A 24,236-nucleotide genomic window follows, 5' to 3' on the forward strand; every position below is an offset into this window, starting at 1 on the left:
GTGCGTGGGGAGCGAGCAGCACGCTGCTAGCTTGCACTTCGTACCGCGACGATTGCTGGGAAGTGATGGAGTGCGCCCCTGCGCCTGAGCCGACTCTCTGTGACGGCGACCCAGCGACGACAACGGCGCTCGACGAGTGCGGCGTATTCGTCAGCCCGTTGTCGGGTGACGACAGGAGCCCTGGCACGAAGGACGCACCGGTGAAGACCCTGCAACACGCGATCGGGATCGCCGCGAGTGGACGAGGCAACGGCGAGGCAGCGACCCGGCGCGTGTATGCGTGCGGCGGGTTGTTCGAGGAGGAGGTCACGCTGCCTTCCGGGGTCGACCTCTGGGGCAGCCGCAACTGTGATGGCGGCGGCGATTGGTCGTATGAATGGTCGGCCATCGGACCGAAGGCGTCGACCGTCATCGCACCGCCTGCGAGGATCCCGGTGCGCGTCCTCGCGGGTGAAGATGCAGGCATCGCGGGGGGCAACGCGACGTCGTTGATCGTCGGCGTGCGCGCCGTGGCGGCCGACGCTTCCGCGATCGATGGAAAGTCGTCGATCGCGATGATCTTGAGCTCGGGGGCCCGGGCGATCGTGCGGGACAGCCAGATCATCGCGGGCAACGGCAAGGACGGGGAGCCCGGAGAGGACGCGCGCAGCGAACCGACCAGCGACGGCGTGCAGGGGAACGACGGCGCGGACGCCTGCACCGCGGACTTCGCGAAAGGCGCGCTCCCCGTCGTGACGGTGTGCGACGACGGCATCGAGTCAACGGGCGGATCTGGGGGCTACGGCGACCTTGAATCGGGGGGCGATGGCGCTGCGGGACAGCCCGCACCTGCGGAGACTTCGGAACTCGACGGCCATGCGGGGCTCGGCCCGGATCTCACGAGATGCACCGACGGAGGCGATGGCGCACACGGCGCCCCCGCCGATCGCGCGGGTGGCGCCTCGGGTCCAGGATTCCTCAGCGAGGATGGATGGATCGGTGTCCGTGGTGAGGACGGGAAGAAGGGCGGCGTCGGCCAGGGCGGCGGCGGCGGTGGCGGCAGCAAATCGCGAGGCGAGATGACGGCGTGCCCGGCGGGCCGACCGCAAGCCGGGGCGGCCGGCGGCTCGGGAGGAAGCGGGGGCTGCGGCGGCCAGGGAGGCAAGGGCGGCGGCTATGGCGGGGCGAGCATCGGCATCATTGCGTTGCACGGGAGCGCGCTGACGCTCGAGCGCACGGAGGTGTTTGCAGGCAACGGCGGCGGCGGTGGCGTTGGCGGGACGGGTCAACCAGGCGGCCTGGGGCTTCAGGGCGGTGACGGTGGGGTCGGCTATAACAACATGTGGAGAGCGTGCAGCGGCGGCCGTGGGGGCAACGGCGGTCGCGGAGGTGATGCCGGGGGTGGCCTCGGCGGCCCTTCGTACGGCGTGGCGTCCATCGCTGCCTCCGTGAGCTTCGGGCCGGACGCGCCCGCGAAGGCCGGAAGAGGTGGGGACGGCGGACTGGCCGGCAATGCCGCGCCTGATGACCATGTCGGCAGGGGTCTGCAAGGCGACTCCATGTCTTACCGTCAATTCGACGTCCCCGATCCCCCACCGCCCCAGTGAATGTCCCCCATGCACGACACGACATCGAGGGAGAACGATGCGAACCACAAGAGTGATCTATCTGTCCCCCGCGCTGCTCCTCGTCGCAGCCGGCTGCGGCACCGCACCGGGTCCCAACGAGCCGGGCGGAACGGGGTGCGACGGCACCTCGTCGTGTCAGGGTGACGCCCCGCCAGAGTCGTTCTGTCTCGAGCGCCTCGCCGCGGACGTGTGGGAGGATGGCTGCGGGGTGTTCGTGGCCGGCGTCTGGGGCGACGGCGACGACGCGAGCCCGGGAACGAAGGAGCGGCCCGTGCGTACGTTGCAGCGTGCCGTGGAGCTCGCACGCACCGCACGAGGGCGCGTGTTCGCGTGCGCCGACGGCTTCTTCGGGCCCCTCGCGCTGCCTTCCGGCGTGGATCTCATCGGCGGCTTCAGCTGCATCGACTGGGATCGCATGCTCGACACGCGCTCGCTGATTCAGATTGCAGCTACCGATGGCATCGCTCTGACCGTCGTACCGGCGAGCGCCGGAGATACGGGAGCCGCGGACGCGGTATCGACGATCGTCGACATGCGGTTCCAGTCGGGCGGCCCGATCGGAATGCTCGTGCAATCCGGCACGGCCGTGGAGCTCATACGGAGCGAGGTTCGCACGTCGTACGGCTGGGCAGGCCATGATGGGGGGCGCGGGCCACATCGTGCAGCGGACGGACCGGATGGCCTGTATGGTGACGATGCGTGCTCGGCGGAGACCGTTCCCGGCGGCCCGGCGGTGGTGAATCCGTGCGACGGTGGAATCCCGAGCGTTGGCGGCAAGGGAGGCGACGGGCTCCCTGACGGCGCGGAGGACGGGAACGACGGGGAGCCGACGCCAGACCCAAACTCCAGGCAGGGTGGCTGGGGAGGACGCGGGGACGTGCCAGGCGCCCAGTGCAGCAATGGCTCCCCCGGGCTCTCCGGCATGATCGGCGCCGTCGGCGCCGCGGGTCAAGGCATCGGACGCATCACCGAGACAGGCTGGGTGAGTGAGTGGGCAAGCGACGGCGGCAGGGGGATGCCGGGTCAAGGCGGCGGCGGGGGCGGCGGCCGTCGAGGCGAGCTCGCGGTGTGCGGCGTGGCCACCAAGGGAGGCGCCGGCGGCGGCTCCGGCGGCGCTGGCGGCTGCGGTGGCAGGGGTGGCCGAGGGGGCGAAAACGGGCACCCGACCATCGGCATCGTCGCGCTTCATGCCAAGGTGACGCTGCGCGATAGCGTCATCACGACCATCGACGCGGGTCCAGGCGGCGACGGCGGGGAGCCCGAGGAAGGTGGCAAAGGCGGGCGAGGCGAGCTCGGCGGCGCCGTGGGGGACGGCACGTGGTCCTGCGACGGTGGCGACGGCGGCCGAGGGGGCGACGGCGGCTATGGCGGCCCAGGGCGCGGCGGCGACTCGATCGGCATCGCCTACCTCGACGAGGACCAGCTCACGCTGGAGGGCGTCACCTACGAGCTCGGTCCGCCGGGCAAGGGCGGCATCAGCTGGGACTGGTCGGGCGAGACGATCACGGGGGAGGATGGCATCAAGGTCGAGACACTGCGTTTTCCTGAATAACTGGATTGAAGCTTACCGCAGCGAGCTATCCGGCTCGATAGAACCGGGCGCGAAGGCCGAAGGTCCCGTCGGCGAGCTCGGCCCGCTCTGGACGGTTCGAGCCCGGTCCGCTGCGCTTCATGCTCTGCCAGATCGCTTGGGATGTCGGTGAGTGTCGAGGTTGAGAGCATCACCGGCTTACCATGCGTCTGAAAAAAGGCAATCGTATAGCCTGGCCTCTCCCAAACGTCGTAGATTGGTCGCCACGTCCGGCACGACCACGTTGCCGACCTCCGGCGGCATGCGCTCGTATCCCCATGTCGCTTCGATCTCTTGGGCGATCCCTGCAGCGTACGGCTGCTCATCGGGCGATAGCTCAAAGGAGATGACCTGCCGCGTGGGTTTATCTTCCATCGAAGGTGGTTCGACAAGCTCGGGCTTCACCAGCTTGATCAGCTTGCCAACCCAGGCGGGCAGGATGTAGGCCGTGTCATGGACGAAGATGGTGACAGCACGAGGTGGCGTCGCGCGGAGCGATTTCTTCCTCTCGATCCCCTGGAGATCATCAACGAGGCGCGAGCTGTAGACGATGTAATAAGGGACCAGGAAGCTCACCCTCAATTCAATTGCATGTCGGTGTTCTCCGGTGGCCTTCGGAAGATAGAGAGAACCGGAATAGCAGCCGTCGTGACTTCCCATCGCGAGATGAGCTGAGAAATTGTCGACCTCGTTCTCGGGGAACTGCTCGCGCAGGCGCCGCAACATGCCAAGCCACTGTTCGCAATCGGCGCCGGCTCGGCGACGGGCGTCCACCAGCCGTCGATCCTCTTCTGTTTGCACGCGACCAAGATCCTCGTACGGAACTCGCCGAGGGTAGTATCGATATACGACGCTGAACAACTCCTCGACCCCGTGCTTCATGGCTGTGTGACTCTGGACCCATCCACGCGCTTGCGGAGGCTGATGTCCATCTCGTCCTTTAACATGGTACAGTAGATTCCTCGCGGAATAGTGGGGTTTGCCCTCATTATCTTACGCGAAGCTCTGGTCGCCACGTCGGCACTGATGCGCGCAGCCTCGTCCGCTGGAATCTGCCCCTGAGCTCTGTTTCGCAGTGGCATCCTGAACGTCATCTGTGGACATTCCCAGAACTCCGGATATATTTCAACCCACCGCTTGACCTTCAGACGAACGGTGGCTTTTTGCCAGCCTCCCGATTCGCCTGTTCCGTCGTCGGGGATCGTCGTGACGAAACTGAAGATGGTTGGCGAGAAGCCGTTCACTCCGGCCGGCGGACACTTCGAACTGCAGATGTCGCTACAGAATACGTAAGTCTGGCCGTCTCCGGCGGTGTCACCGGGGCCTGAGCATGTGCCATTTGTCGGACTCTCCGAGCTGTCTTCCGGGCGCTCTTCTTCCTCTTCGTCTGGGCTATCCGTCTTGTTGCACTCGATCTTTTGCTCGCCGGCGCCTTGCCGTTCTCCCGATGGCACATTTCCGAAGTCACCGGATGCGCTGGAGCTGAAGACCGGAACGGGCTCCGAACCTGGTCCCGCACCTGCGCCCGAGGTCCATTCCTCGCGAGGGTAGCAGTCTCCCACCGTCCAGTTACATGCCGCCAACACCCAGATCGCGATAGCTACGATGAAAAACAGGCTCGTCCTTGAGCTCATCTGGAACTCCATCGCATCACGGGGCCGGCAACGACAACGACGGATGCGTAGCCTGGTAGAACAAGACTTCTTCCGTCGATCCAATCCAGATTGGCGCTCGCCGATATGCCCAGCGGCCCCGCAATGTACGCGCTGGCTTGCGCATGTCCGCCCACCGCCATCCCGGCAACCTGTCCACACAAGGTGCTTCCGCACGCTGGCATGAAGTAGAGCGCAACCGATGGGCCCACGTCAATGTCGCCATCCCTCCAGCTGTATCCAAGGACAACGGAGGTGTGATTGTAAACGCCGGGCCCGCCTATCTGGATTGGAGGCACAACGCTGCACAGATCATGAATCTTCAACAGGAGGTTCTTTTTGAGGTGCCACGATATCCCAGCATGCGTGCCTACCGCGAAGCGCGGCGCAGTGCCAGCCTGGATCCAACCGAGGCTTACACCGGCGCTCAGCTCCGATGCCTCTACCTGCGTCGAAGCAACACCGAGCACGAGAGCGAACATCGCCGCCGATGCGACCCGTCGGCATTCCGTTCTCATCGGTTACTTCCCCCTTTGCCATCGCCCGGAGAACGTGGCGATGCAACCAATTCTTCTGATGGCAGGATTGGGCGTCAAATGCAACCTAGAGGAGGGCATCCCAATGGACATGGGTCTTACCGTCCAGAGCGTGGGCCACTGCGCAGCTGTCTGCGGTGCCAGTGTTCGGCAGCCTGCTGTCACTGGCGGTGTGTCCACGTGGCCGTGAGCGCGCTCGGACGGCGGTGCGCCCTGGGCTGCACGACGTCGCCCGCGTGCCAGCGCCACGAGCGAGCGCGACCCGCCGCGGCGCCCTGGGCGGGCCGCCGCCGCGGTTGACGGTGCGCCTGTCGGTGATCATCGCGTCCCGCGTCGGGTCGGTTAAGATCGCGGCCACGTGATCGCCGGCGTTCACCGTTCACCCCCGGCACCTACGCCGACCTTGGCGCGTTCGCCTCGGCGGCGTAGACGTTGCGTCCGCCGAAAAGTCGAAGGCCCGAGGGCTGACGCCCGAGACTCGGCACCTGATCGGATCCGCGATCCTGGCGCGAGCGCGCCGTGGCGGGGTGCTGGTCAACATGTCCAGACGCGAGGTCGTCGATCACGACGCCGTCCGGCGCTCCCTCGACGAGGGGCTGCTCGACGGGTACGGCTGCGACGTGCTCGATCCGGCGCTGGACGTGGAGCTCCTCCAGCACCCGCGCGTCCTTTCGACGCCGCACATCGGCGGGCGTGCCGCCGACGTCCAGGAGGAGATCGCTCACGCCGCGCTGGCCGCGATCGTCGTCTGGGCTGCGCGCGTTCCGCGTTGAGAAATTGTTTAGTTGGTGGATCCGGCGGCGACATCGACCGTCGCCGCGTCGAACTCTTCCCAGAACCGCTTGACGGATGGGTGTCGCTCCGCTGGATCCGGTCTGGTCGCCCGGAGGAGGATGTTTGCCAGCTCGGGAGAGCACCGGAACCCTTCGCGCCAGTCCTCGCCAGCGCGGTCGCTCAGCGCGCAGATGGCATAACGCCCGAGTTGAAAGACGTTCGTCCGGCCGTCGATCCACGATCCCTGGATGAACTCTTCAGGGGCCATGAGCCGGGTGGAGCCGTAGTTGCGCTGGGCCTTCAGCGTGAAGCCCTCGCCCCGCTCGAACAGCTCGAAATCGTGGATCTTGACCGTTCTGTGGGCGAAATCGTAGATCACATTGCCTTCGTAGAAGTCGACGACGACGTAGCCTGATCCGGCGATGGCGTCGATGGCGCCGAAGATGGAGCGCAGCGCGCGCATCTTCTCGGCCACCGGGAGCGCGTTGAACCGACCGCGGTTCTGTCTCTCGATGAGCGGCGTCCCCTCTATCTTCTCGAAGACGAGCGCCGTCCCGTCCCGCGCTTCGAGCACATTGTACAGACGGACGATCGCCGGGTGAAGGCCGAGCGAGCAGATCTCCGCGTCTTTGCGGAGCGTCTCGTCGAAGATTTCGCGCTTCGCCCACTTCACGAAGAAAGATCGTCCCCCCAGGTCGACAAACCAGGCGCGCAGCTCGGGGTTGGACGTCTTCACATCGCTCCTTGCAGCGCCCCGGAGCCCGTGAAGGAAGTCCTCGACGTCGAGAGCGGTTCGCCTCGTGTCCACCAAGTCGTTCACGCCGCCCTCGACCCTCGCGCCTTCAATTCGGCCGGAGCCTAGCACGGGCGCCGGTGTCACCGACGCGTCGGGTCGAAATACTTTCGCTCCGCCCGGTAGAGCTCGTCGGCGCCTTGGAGGCGAAAGAGCTCCTCCACCGAGGCGATCCGCCCCTCCACGGACATGAGATCGGCGCTGGCGCGCAGGGTGCGCAGGTTCTCTCTCAAGGCGGAGACCACCGTCCGGATGGACTGATTGGCAAAGATGAAGTTCCAGATCCCCTCGGACATGAGACGATCCAGACGAACCGAAGGGTATGTGGTCGGGACCACGACGAGGGGCGTGTTCGAGTGCCACTGGCGGGCGAACGCCTGGGGCTGTGCACGATGCCGCACGTATAGCAGCGTTGCCCGCCAGCGCGGCCTGGCGACCGCGCGTCTGGAGCCGCCCACGGCGCGAGGGTAGCTGCTCCTGCCACATCCGAATCTCCGTCGTGGGGGGTCGGGATCGGGACGGAGCCTGAACGAGAGCCCGTGAGGAGGCTCGAAATGGTAATTCTGACGAACCGGTATCTCGTCGCGAGTTACCGGGATCTGGTCAGGTGTGGAAACCGCTTTGGTGACGCGCAGTTAGACGGCTTCGAGGGAGCGCCCGAGGGGCCGATTTGGGGGGCGCGAAGGGGGTCGATTTGGTAATTTTGCGCGGGGTCGGCCGAGGGGCTCCGGCGAGCCGCCGACCTCCGTTTCGTCGCATACGTATGCAAGGGCGGCACGCGGCGGGCACGACCGCGGGGCGGCGGCCCGAAGGGTGCGGCGTGAGCTCTTCCCGGCGGACGCCGGAGCGGTCTGGGCCTGGAGCCGAACACGCCGCGGACGCGAACTCGGCGCACGGGGCCGCGGAGCTCGTCCAGGCGGGAGGCTGGCGCAAGGCGGAGCTCGCCCAGGTGGACGCCAGCGCGGCTCGCGGCCGCGGCGCCGGGCGAGCTGGCCCCGCTCGATGGCCGGGCCGTGGGATCGCCGGGAGGGGTCACCCCGCACACCGAGCTCACGTGATCGGGTCCCAGCGAACGCCAGTCAGGGCACGGTGCCACGTGAGGACCGGCGTTCTCTTGGTCGCACGCTACATCAGACTTTAATGCCGTCGCCCTCGCCAGGAGCCGACTCTTGTACTGTGCTTTAACGCTCTTTAAAGTTGAACGGAAAATGAAGGCTTCGCTCTGGCAGGTTTGTGGTTCGGTGCTTTTGTAGACGCATGAGCTCGCGTCGCTGGTACGAGCTCGCGTGCGGAGTTGTCCGCGCGCCGAGCCACGTCCTGGAAGAGTGTTTCCAGATGAACAAGCAGACCCGGTGCCACCTGCGCGCGATCGCACGGCTGCACCCCGAGCTCGGCAACCTGTGTGATCAGCTTGAAGCACCCTGGAACGCCGTGCGAAGGATCGCGCACGCGCCGGGGGCGGCGGCGCAGTGGGAGCGCGCGGAGCAGGTGCTGGGTGAGCTCGTGGAGAAGCGCCGGGCGACGGCGCCGCGCCGGTCGAGGCTGGAGGCTGCGCGCCTGGAGGTGCTGAAGCGAATGGCGCCGCCGATGGAGGGGGGAGAAAAAGCTGCCAGCAGCCTGCGCGCCGCGTGGGAGGCAGCGGAGCGCGGGAGGCCCGAGGTCCCAAGCCCACGTTCGGGCGATCGGCATGCACATCTGCCGTACGATCGGATCCTGCGCGGGACTACTTGGGACCAACAACGATCTTGAGCTTCACAACCATGCCATTGATGGTTGCGCGCGAACCCAACACGGATGGAGGTACAGCATGACACGAACGGCTCTCGCGCGTGTATCGGCACCCCTTGCTCTTCGTCAGGCAGACAACGGCATGCGCGTGGTTGAAAGAACAGTCCCGGACGTGTCCGCCAGAGGCCCGGGCAGCCCCCGAGGGCTCGCCCCGCCCGCGACGACGACGGCAATGGCGACGCTCGCGATCCCGCTGGAGGGGCTCACGCTCACTGCGCCGCAGCCGGAGATGCTCTCACAGAAGAACGTCGAGTCGGTCACCGGGATCCCGGCACGCGTGTTCCTCGACACGATCCGCGGGCCGGGCTTCCCGCTGCCGGTCACGAAGCTCGGCAAGCTGCGCCTTGTCCAGCGCGAGGCGTTCGTTGCCTACCTCCAAGCGCGGGCCGGTGATCCGGCGTCGCGCCGTGACGCAGAGGCGGACGAGGGCACGCGCGTTGCCGCCGTGCTGGCAGCTGCCGGCCTGGAGCCCGTCCTGTGCGCACGCACCGGCCGAGCCGGTGCCGAGAATGCCGGGCGAGCGCTTCATCGGCCCCGACGAAACCGGAAACCGACCCATGACTGATCTCGCCCAGCGGTGGCGGGCGCGGGCGGAGCGCTCGCCTGCGCCTCCTGCCGCGTTCGCTCCCGAGCCGTCGTCCGCCGAACCGGCGAGCGCACTGGAGCCGCTCCGGCGGGCGCCCGTCGTCGTCCAAGGAGATTCCCGTGCCCGACGCGGACTGGCCAGCCCGGCAAGCTTGACGGGCTGCCCGAAGCCGACTGCTCGCACCGCCCGCAAATCAACGGGCAGCGATGCGCACCGAACGGTGTGGGCTCCGCCCGGCTGTGCCGTGCTGATCACGAAGCTCGGCGAGCTGTGCTTGGTCCAGCGCGAGGCGTTCGTCGCCTACCTGCGGTCGCTGGCCAGTGAGCCGGCCTCGCGTCGCACTGGCTTTGGCCTAGAAGTCCTGAATGCCCGAGAGCTTCCCGGGGGGTTGCCTCGGAACGATCAAGACCGACGCGGCGCGCCAAATAGGCTTGTACTACGCTCTCCTACATGAACTTCCATTCATTTACGTACGGCGCAAAAATCTATGCAGGCGAGATCCACAACTTCGAGTACGTCGAGGGGGTGATGCAGTTCGCCTACGACTACCTCGACGAGGGCGTCCCCGTGCATGGCTCGTTCACTGGCGAGGACAAGGGCGACAAGGTCATCGGCACTTGGAAGGAGCAGGGCCCGAAGAGATGGCAGGGGAGCGCGGAGCTCAACTCCATCGAGGCTGATAGACGCCGCCTGTTCTTCGGGACGTGGACGGATCGGGGTGAAACCGGCCGGTGGACGCTCGACGTGGCCGCCCCGTAGCTCACCCTGATGTAGGCAGATCCCGCAGATGGTTCCCTGACTTACCGCATGAGTGCCGAGCACCATGACCTTGGATCAGGGAGCATCCCCCGGGATCTTCCACGACGAATGCTGTCGGGGAGCTTCGATCGGGGCGCCTCTATCCTCCAGGATAGGTCTTTATCTTCACTGATAGGCCCCGGGGCAGCCCTCCCGCTCTCCACCCTCATCTCAGGGCGGAGCTGAGATTGGCACAAAACCTGCTAGAACGATTGATATGACCGAGAAGTTGGTTCATGCGGACTTTCCGCGGAACGTGCGCGAGCAACTCGCGCACCGCCTCAAGTTGAGCGGGATGTCTGTGGATGCGGCCCTTGACCCTTGGGACGTGGCTGTCAGGTACTTCGACTACAAGCGGCGGTATATCCCTGCGAGACCACGCAAGGTCGCACGATCACGAGAGTTCAACAAACTCCTCCTGTCCAGCGACCATCAAGCCGGCGTGACCGCCATCATCGAGGATGCGGTCGCTGGTCGCACGCTCCTGCCATACTTCTCTAGAACGTGGATGAATCTCGAGCTCCACGACATCCTCTTCAACGATTGGCGCGTATGCCACATGCATCTGGGTGGGCGAACTATCGAAATTGATGGTTTCGTTAAGCGTACAGGCCCAGTGCTCTTCGTCTTCGTGACCTCCGACACCATCTACTTGATCGATGTGATGGAGCACGGTTCAGGTCATCCCACCACTTTCGCCAAGGGTCGCATCCTCCAAATCCTTCACGACAACTGGCCGAAGCTCATCGAGCACGGGAAGCTTCCCGGGGTGTCGGATCTTTCCCTGAACGACGACGAGTCTCGCAGAGTCTTGTCTCGCAGACGTAACAAGAGCCACTTTGCACTGGGCGCTGAGGTCGACGATGGAACGGTCTACGGAATCGTTGGCGATGGTTATGTGTCCAGTGGCCGAAACATGCTAGCAGTGAACATGGCCAACTTGTTCTTCAACCGCCTGTACAGGTTGCAAGAGAATCTTCGGACTCAAGGCCCGCAGATTCGCGCTGACATCAACCAGCGCCTTGGTTGGTCGCTGAGCGAACTGCACCTTCATATGGATCTCAAACACATCGTTCGGGGGATTGAATACTCCGTTCAAGAAACTCAGTCCAAGGAGATCGTACACAAGGAAGGACGCATTTCCTTCCCTCCCTGATCGTTGTGCTGCAACTGTCGATCGCATCTTCAATCCACCTGGAGAATCGCGCGACGGGGACCGATTGGGAACCTCAGCGTGATTGTCACACCGCCGTATCGTCCGGGGAGCTTCCCACGGTTCGTCAACGGCAAGCGGAGGCAACATGGAAGAGAATGCAAGCAGGCACGTTGAAGAAGTACCGATACACGTGGCAGCGCTAATCTTAAAAATTCTGGACGGCTGGGCGCCGTCTGTACCTTCCTTTGCTCTACCAGTTCAATTCCTCTGGAACGGACGAGACCTGTCCAACAAGGCGAGCGGCATCCTCATTGAAGCCGGATCTCTCAACGTCATCTGCAGCGATATAGAATCCATCTTCTTTGATCATACTGAACGTAACGATCTAAGAAACAAGCCCTTCGAAGGCGTCCTCGCAGATGGTGCTCGCTTTAAGGCCGACAGTGCATTCCTGGACGTCGATCGTGCAAATGGATTCTATTGGTCGGTTATAGATGCGCGTCGTCCTCCGCGGCTTTGGGTGACTTATGTCAAAGGATTCAATCCGCCGAAAGGGGCAGGCAATCTGCTGATTCACCGAACAAAGACAAGCGCGGACGGAACAGTGAGCACTTGCATGGATGCGGACGGCTACCGTTTCCGTGGTGTCTATACATATTACTTCGTTAAGCGCGACCTGTTCGATGATGAACGCGAGCGCAACAAGTCGGACGAGAACGCCTGGTTCCTCATCATTGATACCGGGAACGAGTCCGCACCATCTCGTTCTCATGTTTATCCGGACGTCTTAGGTCTACAGTTTGTGTTTGGCCGGGCGTTCTATTTCGATCTCATCTTTGGCATTGACGAGTCCTACGGACAGGTCGCGATAGTAGGAGGACGCCACGGTCGGGATCATTCCCACAGACCGCGCGCCAAGCCACCGATACCACTTGACTTCTGCGCAGAACATTGGGCACCCGTTTTCTTCGCTGCGATCAGCGATACATATCATTCACGGCCCGAGCTGCGCCTCTACATTGCTCTGACCTTCTACTTGGATGGCCTTGCCAGCTACCACGTTGAAGGTGAATATATGACCCTACACGTTGCCCTCGAAGCCTTCGCATTTTGGCTGCTCAATCAGGATCCCGAAGCTGAGCGGCCGCTGGTTGACAAATCGAAATGGCGGGAGTGGCTTCGCGAGAACAAGGACAAGATCAAAGCCTTGGCGAGTCCTGGATTTGGTGAGACGTTGTACAGTAAGATCACGAGCATCCCTGCACGCCGCGCAGCGAGCCGGGTGGTCGAGGATGCTTTCCAGCTCATGAAAATTGATATTACGGCTGAGATGGCGTCTGAGCTTGATGACGGCCGTGGCACCATAGTACACACAGCCTTGATGTTTCAAGAGTCACAGGAGAACGTAGAGTCCTACACGTCTCGAATCGCCGTTGTGCGCACTATGCTCGTGGCGCTAATTGCGCGGGCAGTCGGCTACAGGGGAGCGATCTTAGGTTGGACTAAAAAGCCAGGACGGCCGTATGATGAACCGGCTACCACGTGGTGGCCTATTGACGATGAAGCTCGGGCTGATGCACGCCAGAGATTCATGATCGAATCTATCTTGTAGTGCAAGTGGTTGGAACCATTCCAGAACAATATCGAGCAATTGCGCCATGGCGAACATTGACACACTGATCGACACAAAGTCATTGACTGACCTCGATTTGGACGACGCGATCGCTCTGCTCGCCAAGCTGATCGACGGCTCCGAAGACGCCGGCCGCACAGACGGCCTACAGAATGCCATTCGTCTTGCGGACGATCTACTTCGCAATGGTACCAGGCTCAACGCGGAGCCCCTCCTACACTACTTCGTCGGGAATGCATGGGCCGGTCTTCGGTACCTTCGGCGAGCCTCCGACCCTGACACAGAATGGACCTGGGAAGACCAAGAAGCACGAGAGGAGATCCTAGCGCTCAGACGGGCATTCTCCCACCAGCGATTCAACCAACTTGAACCGATCCGACGATGCCAGATTGCTACCAACCTCGGCAACCTCATGTCTAACGTGGGAAGATTTGTCGACGCGCTCGCCTACTACGATGCGGCCCGCGGCGTAGACCCCAACTTCGGAATGGAGCACGCCAATCGCGGCGTGTGCCTCCTACATTACGCTCGTTCCCTCTATGACGATGGTCACCAGGCAGTCTTCGCCACATCCGTCGTGAGCATTCTAGAACGGGCACTGTCGCTGCCATTAGAGCCCGGGCTTTCTCCTCGCCTGCGAATGCATCACGAGTACGCATCTCAAAGGGCGGGCAAAAGTATCGAGGACGTAGATCGCAACGGCGCTTGGCTGGCCGAAAACGAGCCGACCGAGAAAGCATTCCAGCTCTGGGCGCTGCGAGAACGTCTATACCTAAATCCACTGAACGATTTGGGAGCGTTTTCGGTTGCAGCACGAGATGTTCTGCACCTTCCGACCATGAGTGTGTCCGCCGAACACGGCAGCGGTTTTCACGGCTTCTATAACCAGCTCAAGCAAGAGTTCGCAGTAGCCCGATGGCTCCTGTACGAGGGGCTCCACCCTGGTTCGGGACGCCACTTCGCCGACAAGAACCTTGGGCTGTTGGATACTTGGAACGACACGGTGTTCGGTCTTGCCACGGAACGCGTGAAGCTGGCATTTCGGGTGGCGTACTCGCTGCTCGACAAGGTGGCGATCTTCCTCGCGCGGTACTTCAAGATCGTGAGGCCACTCCATAAGATCAACATTCGGAGCCTGTGGCACGTGAACGGTCAGCCCGAGAAGGGAATTATCCCTGACTTCGAGAACCGGAAAAACTGGCCTCTGCGTGGCCTGTTTTGGCTCAGCAAGGATCTGCACGAATGGGATCAGCAATATCATCAGGCGATCGAGCCGGACGCACGAGATGTTGCGAAACTCCGGAACCAGTTGGAACATCAGTACGCGAGAGTGGTCGCGCCCCGAATAATCAGGCGACTCGATGAGCCGAGCGCAGTTCCCCAAGACCTGTTCGGTTTCGTCGTAGATAAGACCGAACTAGAGGCAAAAGCGCTGCGGCTCCTCAAGACTGCTCGTGCAGCGCTCATTTACCTATCGCTCGCGATCCACCAAGAAGAGATCCAGAAGACCGAATCGGCATCGGGTGGTGCCTATCGGGGTCAGTTTCCTGTGTTCGACTGACGGCCCCCATCTTTTTCACGGTTTGCGGATCAAGCTGCCCGCTCGCCTCACAACCCTGCCTCCAAACACGGATCTAGGACAAAGCCCGTCGCACTACAGAAGCGAATGAGCGCGCGCGGGTTGCCGCCGTGCTGGCCTCTGCCGGCCTCGAAGCTGTCCCAGGTCCGGGTCCGCGCACCGGCCGGGCGAGCGCTCATCCCGCAGGCGCAAGCCGTGCTAGGCTGCCGCCGAAGTAGAGCGGGCCCGCTCGGCGCTACCAACGCCGGACGGGCCCTTGATCGACCCCCGCCTTCACCGGAGACCGACCCATGACCGACGTACCCCAGCGACGGGCGCGCGCCAAGCGCTCGGCTTCGATCCCCACCTCATCCCTCCCTGCACAGGCATCGACCGACCGACGTTTGCGCTCGAGCCGCTCTGGCGGACGCCCCACCCCGGCGGAGGCAGCAGCAACCGTTGCCGATTCGCCGCGCCCGGCAAGCACAACGGAGCGTCCGAAACTGGCCGCCCGCGCCCCCGGCAGTCCAGCAGGAGAGAAGCGTGCCAATGGCTCCGGCTCGGTCCGGCTGCGCCGGAACACGTGGACCGCGCGCCTCAGCCTTGGCGAGGCCGGTCGACGCACCTTCAGCCTGCCGACGTGCCGGACCGAGCACGAAGCCAACGCACGCCTGGAGGTGCTAGCCGACCTCGCGGGCCACCTGCTCGCAGCCGGCCAGATTGTGCTCGGCCTGCCATTGCTGGAGCAGGCTGCCGCGCGCGAGGGGAACGCGCTCCGTGATGTCCGGCTCGCGGTCGACCAGTTGTGCCGGGGCGAAGCGCGGGCCCGCGCAACCGGGGAAACGACCTTCGCCGAGTTCGCGGAGCGGGTTCTATCCGGAAAGCTCGCCGAGCAGTATCCGGATCATGTGAAGGCGATTCGAAGTACCGACGATTACAGAAGGAGACTCGCTCACGTCCTTAACGTGCTCGGCCCCGTCCCTCTCGTGCGATTCACGCTCGACCACGCTGATCACGCGATGTCGTTGCTTCCAGGGCACTTGCAGCCCGGAACGCGTCAAAAGATCGCTCAAATCATCCATCGTATGTTGACACTCGCGACCTATCCAGCGCGCATTATCGCTAGCAACCCCTTGCCGCGGGGGTGGATCCCCAAAACCGATGATGAGAAGGCAAAGGGATACCTCTACCCCGACGAGGACCATCGCCTGATGCGGTGCAAGGCCATCCCCCTGTGCTTCCGGATCTACTACGGCTTCCTCGACCGGGAAGGCATGCGGGCTGATGAGGCCGGCAGACTCCAGTGGTCGGATCTGGACCTCGACCGGGGGGCCGTAGTTCTCGACGAGAACAAGACGGACGATCCCCGGGCCTGGGCACTCTCGCCCGACGTGGTGCGCGCGCTCCGCAAGTGGCGCGAGATCTGCCCGGACAAGGTACGCGTCTTCGTCGGCAAGTGGGGCAACGCCTTGCCGGGGCACAACGGGGCGAAGAACTTCAGAGATCACCTCCGCCGCGCCGGAGTCGATCGGCCAGAGCTGTTCGAGACCACGGATGCGAGGCTGAACATCCGCCTGCATGACACCCGTGCGACCTTCATCACTGTCAAGCTCGCGAACGGCCGCACGGAGACGTGGATCTCTGATCGCACCGGGCATAGTTCGAGCGACCAGATCCACAACTACAAGCGCGCCGCGCGCAAGGTCGCGGAGCTCGCTCTGGGCGACTTCGCCCCCCTGGACGAGGCGATCCCTGAGCTGACCGGCAAAGGCGGCTCGGTCGGAGGAAGCGGTCGCGCGTCCGAGGAGTCCGAGGAGCCGGATGCGGGCTCGACGAACGACGCGGGCTCCCTCGCCTCCGCGCCGTCCGACGGGGAGCTGGCCCTGGGCGACGAGGCCGCCCTCCCCGAGGTGGACACTGTGGTGGCCGAGGGGCGCCAGTTGGGCCCGCGTTGGGCCACACCGGAAGGTGGCCCGCTCGACAATGGAAGTGAACCCGATGAAGTTGTTCTATTTCCCGCCGCACCCTCGCCGGCACCAGGGAAGAAGCCCAAGTTCCTCCCTGGTTGCGGGCGCAAGGTCTTGCTGAGCCGCTCGGCCCTCGGGGAGCAAGCTCTCCGCGCGGTGCGGCGAACAGGGTCTCCTCAAGCCGGGCAGCTCGGCACGACCGCGTGCGACCAGGAAGGGACTCAACGCTCTACCAGTGTTCAAGCGTGAAGGGTCGTGCCGTATGCCTTTACCATACCGGTGCGTCACCGTCTCTCTTGACCTGGCTCACAGAGGATTGATATATTCCTGAAAGCTCGACAGGATCCATGCCGGTCTTCTCATCACCCCCCATATGACGAATTCCTGGCTCAGGAGATGGCCGGTCTTGGACTTCGGCGAGCGCATATACCTCGTGCGCGCGCTTCACGCAGCCGACGATCTATCCAGGGACCGTCTCGAGCCCGTCTCGCCCCTGTTCACCTCGCCCGCCATCGATGCTCAGCGGAACGAGAACTTCTATGTCCTTCAGGAGGTTTACTGCGAGCTCACCTGCTGCGGCGTGTCCAGCCTGCGTCCGCAGGATCAGCGAGAGCTCCGCGATCGGATCTCCGCGCGCGTACGCCGGGCGTTGGAGTACGGAGAGCTCGTCGCGCTGCGCGAGATCCGCGCCTGTGTGTCCGCCGCGCCCCGAAGAGAGGAGGCCCGCGCGCCGCACGCTGGACCGGCAAGGTCACGGTCGGGCCGACCTCCCGAGGCGGGGACCGAGCTCTCGTTCTACGAGATCGTCCTGCTGGACGAGCTCGAGACCCCGATCGCCGATGTGAGCATGCGGGTGAGCACGCCTGCAGGGGAGGTCGTGCGCAGAACGAACGAAAGCGGGCGCGTGCGCGTCGATGGCGTGCCGGCGGGCTGGGGAAGCGCCGCAATCGCCAGTGCCGATGAGCTCGCCAGGGCGCTCGCCGGCCGGGAGCGGGGCCTGCGCCGGACAGCGCCGTTGCCCGAGGGAGACACGTGGCACGTGCGCGTCCCGAGCCGCATCGGTGATGCCGTGAGCCTGCCGGATGCCGAGCCCCAGAAGCTCCTGCTCGTGACGCGCACCGACCTCGTTCATATCGCCCAGGCATCCCCGTGGGCCGCGCTGTCCCTGGTCGAACCGGCGGGGCCATGGCAGCTCACCGTCGCCGAGGAGCGCGCGATGCTCGCGCTCCACTCCGCCGCGACGGGCGCTCAGGCCGTCGTGCAGGGGATCGCACCGGAGCCCTCGCCAGCATCGCCGCCGCCGATCCCCCCGCCGCCGGTCGATGCCGGGCTGTGGATCGCGCCCAACGTGCTTGTCGTCCAGAGCGGCGACACGCTGGCGCGGATCGCGGCCCGCTACCTCGGGGACGGTGCCCGCTGGAGGGATATCTGGGCGCTCAACCAGGAGCGCTACGCAGGGCGATCGCCCGACGTGATCTTCCCTGGGGACACGCTCGTGATGCCGGCGGAGGCGATCCCGGAGTGGGTCGCGCTGCCGGTCAGCCCTGCGCCGCCGCCGGATGCGCCTGCGCCCGCCGCGCCTGCGCCCCCGGAGTGGCTCCGCGCGGCGGTGGACGCGCTCCACGATGCGCTGTTCCAGGCGCAGCTGGACCCGGTATGGCGCTTCCTGGAAAGCATCCCGCTCGACCTGCCCGCGCCGAGCCTGGACGCGCCGCCGCCGTTCGTCGAGGAGCTCGTCTACAGGTCGACGATGGTCGAGCTGGCCCTCGAGGGGAAGGTGTATCCCGTGTTCCAGGAGACGGAGCAGGTCTGATGCTGAAGCTCAGGGTCATCTGGCCAAACGCGGGGCACGCGCTCCTGCCCGAGGCGGGGGCCGACGTTCGCCTCGAGGCCGGTGGGGCGCCGCTGCCGCTCGCGTCCATGTCCCCGGGCGTGCGCGAGTTCGACATCCCCGACGGCACGGCGCGGGTCGTCCTGAAGGCCACGTTCACGGCCTCGTTCGGCGCGGTCGGGCGCGTGGGCCCGATGAGCCACCCCGTGCTCCAGGTGGAGCAGCCCTACGACGTGGTCGCGGGGGGAACGATGCTGGAGGCGGCGAACATCCCCGCCTACGTCAAGAGCCACCCCCTCGTGGACACGAAGGTGATGGCGAACGTGAACGGCGCCGCGCTGGCGCAGATCCGGACGGAGTTCGTGAACATCACGCCGTTCTGGATGGCGTACGCCGCGTTCGCGTCTGAGTACATCGCCGAGCATCAGCCGGGCGATCCCGAGCTCGTCGCCCTCGGATACACCGGTGGGAAGCCGCTCATCTGGTTCGCCAGCGTCCCCGCCGCGTGCGCCGCGCCTCCTGCGCCCGGGGTCGGCTGCATCGTGTTCTTCCGGCCCGAGAGCTACACGTATACCCGGATCGACGAGGCCCATCACCAGATGTTCGGGCTCAACCGCTATCTGCTCAAGCCCGTGGACGATCTGTTCGCGGAGGTCTGGCGGATTGACAGGTTCCGCCCCGACCCCGCCGATAACAACAATCCCTTTGTGCATCTGCGGGCTGGCTTCGAGGATGCGCTCTCTCGGAGCCAGAAGCCCGTGGTCATCCTTCACCCCTGGCCGAGCGGCAGCGACTTCGGCGCTGCGATCGGCGCCTCCCTGCCTGCCCTCGCCGGCGGCGCGCTCCGGCTGCTCTGGGCCGAGCAACGCCTCGCAAGGAACCGTGGCGCGATCCAGCTCGGACGCCTCGGCGTCGCGGGTTACAGCGCCGGCGGGCTGTCCCTGTGGGCCGCCTTCGCCAGCAACCGCCAGCGCGTCTCGGAGGTGTACGCGTTCGACGCGCGGGGCACGTCCTCGAATGCACCCGCCGTGATCCAGTGGTTCAACGCGCGGAGCGACGCAGTGCTGCGGATGACCGGGGGCTATCAGCTCACGGCGAACGAGGGGATCCGGATCAGCATCGAGAAGCTCGCAGGCGGCCCCGTGGCGCGGGTCACCGCGACGCCACCGGACAGCAAGGCCTACGAGGCCGGCAAGAACCCGCTCTGGGATCACGTGATCGCCGCCTACCCACACTTGCGCGAGGGGAAGGACTACTGGCATCAGTTCGCGATCTTCGGTGGCTACGTGGCCATGCCCGGTCCCTTCACCCTGACCTTTCTGCAGCAGTTCTTGCAGGACTCCCTGTTTTGAAACGCGCCGTCGCCTCGCCCACCCTCGTCGTGCTCGCGGCGGTCCTCGCAGCAAGTCAGCCGGGTTGTCATCGAGAGCGAGAGTCCCAGGGCGACGCGTCGCCGGGCGAGCTGGGCTCGTCGGCCACCACCACGAGCGCGCCCGCGGCGTCGGCCTCGCCCGCCGGAGGCGCCTCTGCTGGCGGGGCTGGCCCGGTCGATCTCGATCTCGATGCCGCGCTCCCGGGCATCACCGGGTCGTCGAGCGCGGGAGCGCCGCCGCCGTCGACGGCTGGTGCGGGGGCAGCGTCGCCGGCTCCTGGGATGAACCCCAACCCGAGCACGCCGGTTGGCAAGCCGTTCGACCAGAATGCCTGGCTGGCCGCCCGCGGCGCCGTGTGGCGCCCCGATGCCTCATGCTGGTCGACCCTCGCCACGATCCCGCCTCAGCGACTCAACATGTGCTCCTGCCACGGGGCGCTCAGCCTGTCCGACGTCGAGCTGATGGAGTGCTCGCGCGGACGCGAGCAGGATTCCACGGCGGTGCCTTTCGTGACGCACACGGTGCTCTACGCAGCGCGAGGCGGCGCGCTCCAGCCCGTGCTCGACGTGCCCACCAGCGCGACGCTCGACGACTGCGCGCCGGGTACCCCGATCCCCTGCTCCGTCGCGCTCGAGCTCCGCATCGAGGGGGGCGCGGTCCGATTCGCGGATCCGGCTGGGATGACCCCGGCGTGCGACCACCCCTCGATCGCCGCGAACAAGCCCCTCCCGGGCGCCTCCGGCTGGAATAGCGCCTCCTGGCATCGCGCGCGTGCCACCTACCGGCGTATCTGCAGCGCCCGCGGCCGGTACGTCTGGCAGCGCGGCGCGCTCCGCCGCGCGCCATGATGGCCGCATGGTCCGGCCGAGCGGATCGGTGGTATGTCCCCCGCCGCCGCCACCGCCCTGATTGCTCGGCGCCTGCGGGCCCGGCGCGCCCGGTCCGAAGGGGGTGACCTTGCTCGAGATCCGGCGAGCGTAGCGGCGTCTCGATCTGGCGGTCCACGCGGTCCGCGAACGCCTTCAGCTCCGGCAGACGACGTCTTCGCCGCCGCCGATAGGAAGATGCCGAGGTTCATGCCGGGGCTCGCGGGGATGTTGGGAACCGGAGCCGTGCGCGCCATGACGCATGGTCGCGAGCGGCGTCGAGATGGCCGCGACGAACGCGGGAGAGGGTGAGGTGACGTGCTGGCTGCGCGTGGAGCGGGGTTGGCGGCGCGGTGGCGGTCAGCTCTCAGCGCATGCGCGATGTCTCCGCCGGTGCGTTCGCCTGGGCAGCCGATCCTTGGGAGCGGGAAGCGCTCGCCGCGGAGGCGGGCGGCGATGTCTCGCCGGCAGGCGCCGCGCCGTTCGGCGCGGCGCCGGGCACCGCGGGCGCTGCCGCGCCGTTCAGCGCAGCAGGCGTTGCCGTGCCGTTCGGCGCTGCGGGGGTCGCCGCGCCGGGCGCAGCCGGTTCAGCCGGCGCCTCGTCGCCCGGGGCGGCGGCGGTGTCGCTGTGCGCCGTCGCGCGGCCGGTGCGGCCCTTGTAGAGAGAGGGGGCGATCGTATCGGCGTCCTCCTCGTCCCAGCGCAGGTACGCGACGGCGCGGCGGGTCTGGTCGTAGGCGTGGACGAGCAGCGAGAACGCCCGCGCCCTCCTGTCCGCGGCCTCGGTCGGCCCGGGACCTTTGCCGTGCTCCCGCACGCCGAGGGCCGCGAGCAGCTGCGGCCCGATCTCCCCGGCGCGCCTCACCTCCTCCTCGGTCGCCGCCGTCTTGTTGGCGACCTCCGCCCAGCTCGCAGTGAACAGCGCCGAGAGCGCGACAAGGTCGTTCGCCATGTCGATGTGCCCCAGCCCCGCGCGGATCTCCGCGACCGTGTCCGCGTCGAGCAGGCCGCGCCGGGCCAGCGCCTCGGCGTCGCTCAGCAGGTTCTCGCGCAGCGGGGCTGCCTCCGCGAGCAACGGCTTCAGCGCGTTCTCGGCGCCTCCGCTCGACAGCCACGCGAGGTGCGCGTACCAGGCGGCCAGCGCGTAGGCCTCGAGCCGGTCGAGCAACGCGACATCGTGCGTCGGCACGTGCTCCGCGATGGCGGAGCGCAGCGCGAGGAGGCCGGGCAGCACGCCCAGCACTTGAGAGACGACCCGGGGAATATCGAGGTTGATGGCGATCAGCCGATCCGGGCTCAGCGCCTCGATCTCGGGCAGGATCTTGTCGAACGCCGCCGCCGCCTGGGGCGGGGCCGCGGGCTTCTTGGGAGCGGGCTTCTTCTTGAGCGGAGAAGGCTTCGTCATGAGGGGATGACCTCTCGTTGTTCGTCGTCGCGGAGCAGCGGAGAACAGGTACGAAGCGCTCCACCCCTGCGCGCTGGACGTGTTGAGAACGCCAGGCCCACGCCGGACGTTCCGGGCAGGGATAATCACCCCCGCGCCCCCGTCAATCGACATGCCGGCTGATTTTCTGACGGCGTGCCGCCGGGTGGTGGTCAATTTTGCCCAGAGAGAGTCCACAGGAAGGCGGGAAGATCATTCATGTTTTCTTCCCGGCTTCCCGCCTTCATGTTCCAATTGGATCACGACCTGGGGCCGCTCGTCGTGATCTTGCGACATGGACTGGGCCCCGCGAGGCTCGCGAGAAGTCGCCTGAAGGTGTCATGTGCCCGGCGCGCGGCGGGGTGGCGTCGAGTGTGCTGCTCTCGTCACGGCGTCTGGTAGCTGTCAGCACGCATGTCGGCACGCACCGTGCCATCCACGTGTGGTGGTTCGCGGCCGACCGTTTCCGTTGCCGGCAGGGCTGCCGGCTGCCTCCCCCAGACCGTTTCCGGGTAATGGTCAAGGTGCCAGTCGATTGGTCAAAGTGAGCACTTCGCGATAGCGGAGCTCGGATCGGGCCCGTAGGTTCGGCCGGAAGAAGTGCGGGGCGCGACGCTTGCCGGCGTCCGCCCCGCGTGGCCGAACCCCGAGCAACCGAGGTCCGACAGTGCAGCTATACCTGATCCCACCCGACGGTGGGCAAGGCGGACGTGTACCCACACGGAGCCGCCGCTCCTTCGTCACCCGTTCCCTCACCGAACCCGAGCGCAAGCGCCTCCGGGCGGCGCTGAAGAACCTGCGCGCCGCGTACGGCACGTGGGCATGCCTTGCCGAGGTGATGGGCATGCCGACCCGTTCGATCCGCGCGATCGCCTCGGGCCAGTTCGCCGGGTCGCCAGGCACCGCCATGCGCGCCGCGCGTGCCGCTGGAACCACCATCGAACGCCTGCTCGGTCGGCCCGTCGCCGCTGACCGCTGCCCGACGTGCGGGAGGTCTGGGTGAAGCCCCGGCGGAAGGGGGCGAAGAGCCCGCCTGCCGCTCGACATCCCCGGAAGAAGCCGACGATGGAGGCGATCCTTGCCGAGCGCGGCATCGTCATGGCGACGCTCGCCGGCATCCCGAAGCGCGACCGCCGCGATGTGGAGGCCGAGGTGTTGCTCAACGCCTGGAACGCCGTCCGACGCGGGCTCTACAGACCAGATCCGAAGGACAAGCCCAGGGACGCGCTCCGGAAGTGGTTGCACGGCATCGCGTGGCGCCTCGCCTCGCACTACGTGCACAGCGCGTGGGCGCGACGCGCCGTGCTTCATCCGTCGCCGCTCGGGCTGCTCCGCGAGCCCGCCGGCATCGACATGCACGCGCAGATCGAAGCCCGCGAAGTGCTCGACGCCATGGCCAGCCTGCCGGGCTGGCAGGTCGACGCGCTCCTCTCCGTCGACGACCCTGAGAGCGTCTCGGCGTACGCCAGGAAGCACCGCATGAGCCCGCACACGGCGCTCAGCCGGCTGAGGATCGCGAGGGAAGCGCTTGCGCTGCGGCTCAAGAGGTGGCGGTGGTGAGTCAGCCCACTCCGACCGCAAGCAACCTGAGCGACATCGCCTCGACGCCCGCTACCTCATCCCAAGGCGATTAACGCCAGCGATAGCACTGGCAATCTCGTTGAGTGCGACTTGCCTCGTGAGAGTCGCCGGGTCCAGAGATTTCACCGCAAGAGGCGCCTGGCTCGATGTCCCCGTCAGGTTGGTGACATACAGCACCAGTCGGCGCTTTGACTCATCAGCAACGAAGCCGACGTCCGGCATATACAGGACGGCGAACCCATTCGTCGGATGCCAGCCATCTGGCAGCTGGAATCGCATGGATATCAGCGACGTGGCCTGGCCAGCGACCTTCGCCTGAGCAGACAATTCGCCATCGCATGTGATCTTCTTGCCTTCGCCAACAGTCGCACTCAGCCCACTGCCTTTGTATCGGGCCTCAATCTCGGCAAACGCCGGCCTCAGGGCGTCGTTCAGCCTGTCGGACACGGCCTCCAAGAACGTGCTCGACTCGCTGTCTTGCTGTTCCTGTGCGGCTCGCGCCGACTTCTCGGCCTGCTTGTACATACCCATGAGATCGTCGAGTTTGTTGGGATTCTTTGCGCTGTCGGACATTATATGAGCACCTCGATCGACTCCGCGGTTGCAGGCACAGAGCTAGCGTTCGCCATAGAGCATGGCCTTGAGGCAGTGGTCATAGTGCCATGCCCTGGGTGGGTGGTTCTGTCCGTTCGTCGCGATGGCGTGGCGCTGCGAGTTTGGACGGACGCCGCCGGAGTCTGTTAG

21 protein-coding genes are annotated in these 24,236 nt (G+C 65.7%); 15 read left to right on the forward strand and 6 right to left on the reverse strand.

Annotated elements, in window-relative coordinates:
• Window positions 1-200: 200 nt before the first annotated feature.
• Window positions 201-1,586 (forward strand): hypothetical protein, encoded by a 1,386-nt coding sequence (locus WME90_RS33220; RefSeq protein WP_437276057.1) that lies wholly within the window; start codon window positions 201-203, stop codon window positions 1,584-1,586.
• Between the two features lie 37 nt (window positions 1,587-1,623).
• Entirely contained in the window at window positions 1,624-3,159 is a 1,536-nt protein-coding gene (locus tag WME90_RS33225; protein WP_437276058.1) for a hypothetical protein, read from the forward strand.
• Between the two features lie 177 nt (window positions 3,160-3,336).
• Here WME90_RS33225 and WME90_RS33230 read toward each other — a convergent pair whose 3' ends face one another.
• Both WME90_RS33230 and WME90_RS33235 read right to left on the reverse strand, forming a co-directional pair.
• Window positions 3,337-3,978, reverse strand: a complete 642-nt coding sequence (locus WME90_RS33230; protein WP_437276059.1) for a hypothetical protein — start codon at window positions 3,976-3,978, stop codon at window positions 3,337-3,339.
• Between the two features lie 77 nt (window positions 3,979-4,055).
• A complete protein-coding gene (locus WME90_RS33235) occupies window positions 4,056-4,811 on the reverse strand; it encodes a hypothetical protein (protein ID WP_437276060.1) in 756 nt (251 codons plus the stop codon).
• Window positions 4,812-5,829: 1,018 nt separating this feature from the next.
• Here WME90_RS33235 and WME90_RS33240 point away from each other — a divergent pair.
• Window positions 5,830-6,138, forward strand: a complete 309-nt coding sequence (locus WME90_RS33240) for an NAD(P)-dependent oxidoreductase (RefSeq protein WP_437283692.1) — start codon at window positions 5,830-5,832, stop codon at window positions 6,136-6,138.
• 8 nt (window positions 6,139-6,146) lie between these two features.
• Here the strand turns inward: WME90_RS33240 and WME90_RS33245 are convergent, their stop codons facing one another.
• Together WME90_RS33245 and WME90_RS33250 are read right to left on the reverse strand one after the other, a co-directional pair.
• Entirely contained in the window at window positions 6,147-6,959 is an 813-nt protein-coding gene (locus tag WME90_RS33245; RefSeq protein ID WP_437276061.1) for a protein kinase domain-containing protein, read from the reverse strand.
• 56 nt (window positions 6,960-7,015) lie between these two features.
• On the reverse strand, window positions 7,016-7,228 hold the full coding sequence (locus WME90_RS33250; protein ID WP_437276062.1) for a hypothetical protein: 213 nt from the start codon (window positions 7,226-7,228) through the stop codon (window positions 7,016-7,018).
• Window positions 7,229-8,267: 1,039 nt separating this feature from the next.
• Here WME90_RS33250 and WME90_RS33255 point away from each other — a divergent pair.
• From WME90_RS33255 to WME90_RS33300, 10 genes are all read left to right on the forward strand, one after another.
• Window positions 8,268-8,681: a hypothetical protein gene (locus WME90_RS33255; RefSeq protein WP_437276063.1), complete on the forward strand. Its 414-nt coding sequence runs from the start codon at window positions 8,268-8,270 to the stop codon at window positions 8,679-8,681.
• A gap of 211 nt (window positions 8,682-8,892) precedes the next feature.
• The gene (locus WME90_RS33260) at window positions 8,893-9,285 is read left to right on the forward strand and encodes a hypothetical protein (RefSeq protein WP_437276064.1); all 393 of its coding nucleotides are present in this window, start codon (window positions 8,893-8,895) and stop codon (window positions 9,283-9,285) included.
• 471 nt (window positions 9,286-9,756) lie between these two features.
• Window positions 9,757-10,065, forward strand: coding sequence for a hypothetical protein (locus WME90_RS33265; RefSeq protein WP_437276065.1), 309 nt, complete (start codon window positions 9,757-9,759; stop codon window positions 10,063-10,065).
• A gap of 256 nt (window positions 10,066-10,321) precedes the next feature.
• Window positions 10,322-11,260: a hypothetical protein gene (locus WME90_RS33270; RefSeq protein ID WP_437276066.1), complete on the forward strand. Its 939-nt coding sequence runs from the start codon at window positions 10,322-10,324 to the stop codon at window positions 11,258-11,260.
• A gap of 145 nt (window positions 11,261-11,405) precedes the next feature.
• Complete coding sequence (locus WME90_RS33275) at window positions 11,406-12,872, forward strand: hypothetical protein (RefSeq protein ID WP_437276067.1); 1,467 nt, start codon at window positions 11,406-11,408, stop codon at window positions 12,870-12,872.
• A gap of 46 nt (window positions 12,873-12,918) precedes the next feature.
• Window positions 12,919-14,454 carry an LA2681 family HEPN domain-containing protein gene (locus tag WME90_RS33280; RefSeq protein ID WP_437276068.1) on the forward strand — a complete coding sequence of 512 codons (1,536 nt, stop codon included), beginning with the start codon at window positions 12,919-12,921 and terminating at the stop codon, window positions 14,452-14,454.
• A gap of 308 nt (window positions 14,455-14,762) precedes the next feature.
• Window positions 14,763-16,667 (forward strand): tyrosine-type recombinase/integrase, encoded by a 1,905-nt coding sequence (locus tag WME90_RS33285; protein WP_437276069.1) that lies wholly within the window; start codon window positions 14,763-14,765, stop codon window positions 16,665-16,667.
• Window positions 16,668-16,851: 184 nt separating this feature from the next.
• Window positions 16,852-18,231 (forward strand): LysM peptidoglycan-binding domain-containing protein, encoded by a 1,380-nt coding sequence (locus WME90_RS33290; RefSeq protein ID WP_437276070.1) that lies wholly within the window; start codon window positions 16,852-16,854, stop codon window positions 18,229-18,231.
• Window positions 18,231-19,601, forward strand: coding sequence for a hypothetical protein (locus WME90_RS33295; protein ID WP_437276071.1), 1,371 nt, complete (start codon window positions 18,231-18,233; stop codon window positions 19,599-19,601). Before WME90_RS33290 ends, WME90_RS33295 begins: the two co-directional genes overlap by 1 nt.
• Window positions 19,598-20,470, forward strand: coding sequence for a hypothetical protein (locus WME90_RS33300; protein ID WP_437276072.1), 873 nt, complete (start codon window positions 19,598-19,600; stop codon window positions 20,468-20,470). Before WME90_RS33295 ends, WME90_RS33300 begins: the two co-directional genes overlap by 4 nt.
• Before the next feature lie 385 nt (window positions 20,471-20,855).
• Here the strand turns inward: WME90_RS33300 and WME90_RS33305 are convergent, their stop codons facing one another.
• On the reverse strand, window positions 20,856-21,893 hold the full coding sequence (locus WME90_RS33305) for a hypothetical protein (RefSeq protein ID WP_437276073.1): 1,038 nt from the start codon (window positions 21,891-21,893) through the stop codon (window positions 20,856-20,858).
• A 685-nt stretch (window positions 21,894-22,578) separates the two neighbouring features.
• Between WME90_RS33305 and WME90_RS33310 the strand changes: the two genes are divergently transcribed.
• A complete protein-coding gene (locus tag WME90_RS33310) occupies window positions 22,579-22,914 on the forward strand; it encodes a transcriptional regulator (protein WP_437276074.1) in 336 nt (111 codons plus the stop codon).
• 62 nt (window positions 22,915-22,976) lie between these two features.
• A complete protein-coding gene (locus WME90_RS33315; protein ID WP_437276075.1) occupies window positions 22,977-23,471 on the forward strand; it encodes an RNA polymerase sigma factor in 495 nt (164 codons plus the stop codon).
• A 51-nt stretch (window positions 23,472-23,522) separates the two neighbouring features.
• On the opposite strand, the gene WME90_RS33320 is transcribed toward WME90_RS33315, so the two are convergent.
• Window positions 23,523-24,065 carry a hypothetical protein gene (locus WME90_RS33320; RefSeq protein WP_437276076.1) on the reverse strand — a complete coding sequence of 181 codons (543 nt, stop codon included), beginning with the start codon at window positions 24,063-24,065 and terminating at the stop codon, window positions 23,523-23,525.
• Between the last annotated feature and the right edge of the window lie 171 nt (window positions 24,066-24,236).

The sequence above is a fragment of the Sorangium sp. So ce375 genome (assembly GCF_051473855.1).
Taxonomy (GTDB): domain Bacteria; phylum Myxococcota_A; class Polyangia; order Polyangiales; family Polyangiaceae; genus Sorangium.

Coding starts and splice junctions, on each gene's coding strand:
- WME90_RS33270 (WP_437276066.1), top strand. CDS start 10,322: ATGACCGAGAAGTTGGTTCATGCGGACTTTCCGCGGAACGTGCGCGAG.
- WME90_RS33265 (WP_437276065.1), top strand. CDS start 9,757: ATGAACTTCCATTCATTTACGTACGGCGCAAAAATCTATGCAGGCGAG.
- WME90_RS33315 (WP_437276075.1), top strand. CDS start 22,977: ATGGAGGCGATCCTTGCCGAGCGCGGCATCGTCATGGCGACGCTCGCC.
- WME90_RS33320 (WP_437276076.1), bottom strand. CDS start 24,065: ATGTCCGACAGCGCAAAGAATCCCAACAAACTCGACGATCTCATGGGT.
- WME90_RS33280 (WP_437276068.1), top strand. CDS start 12,919: ATGGCGAACATTGACACACTGATCGACACAAAGTCATTGACTGACCTC.
- WME90_RS33275 (WP_437276067.1), top strand. CDS start 11,406: ATGGAAGAGAATGCAAGCAGGCACGTTGAAGAAGTACCGATACACGTG.
- WME90_RS33260 (WP_437276064.1), top strand. CDS start 8,893: ATGGCGACGCTCGCGATCCCGCTGGAGGGGCTCACGCTCACTGCGCCG.
- WME90_RS33285 (WP_437276069.1), top strand. CDS start 14,763: ATGACCGACGTACCCCAGCGACGGGCGCGCGCCAAGCGCTCGGCTTCG.
- WME90_RS33305 (WP_437276073.1), bottom strand. CDS start 21,893: ATGACGAAGCCTTCTCCGCTCAAGAAGAAGCCCGCTCCCAAGAAGCCC.
- WME90_RS33235 (WP_437276060.1), bottom strand. CDS start 4,811: ATGAGCTCAAGGACGAGCCTGTTTTTCATCGTAGCTATCGCGATCTGG.
- WME90_RS33225 (WP_437276058.1), top strand. CDS start 1,624: ATGCGAACCACAAGAGTGATCTATCTGTCCCCCGCGCTGCTCCTCGTC.
- WME90_RS33295 (WP_437276071.1), top strand. CDS start 18,231: ATGCTGAAGCTCAGGGTCATCTGGCCAAACGCGGGGCACGCGCTCCTG.
- WME90_RS33250 (WP_437276062.1), bottom strand. CDS start 7,228: ATGTCCGAGGGGATCTGGAACTTCATCTTTGCCAATCAGTCCATCCGG.
- WME90_RS33255 (WP_437276063.1), top strand. CDS start 8,268: ATGAACAAGCAGACCCGGTGCCACCTGCGCGCGATCGCACGGCTGCAC.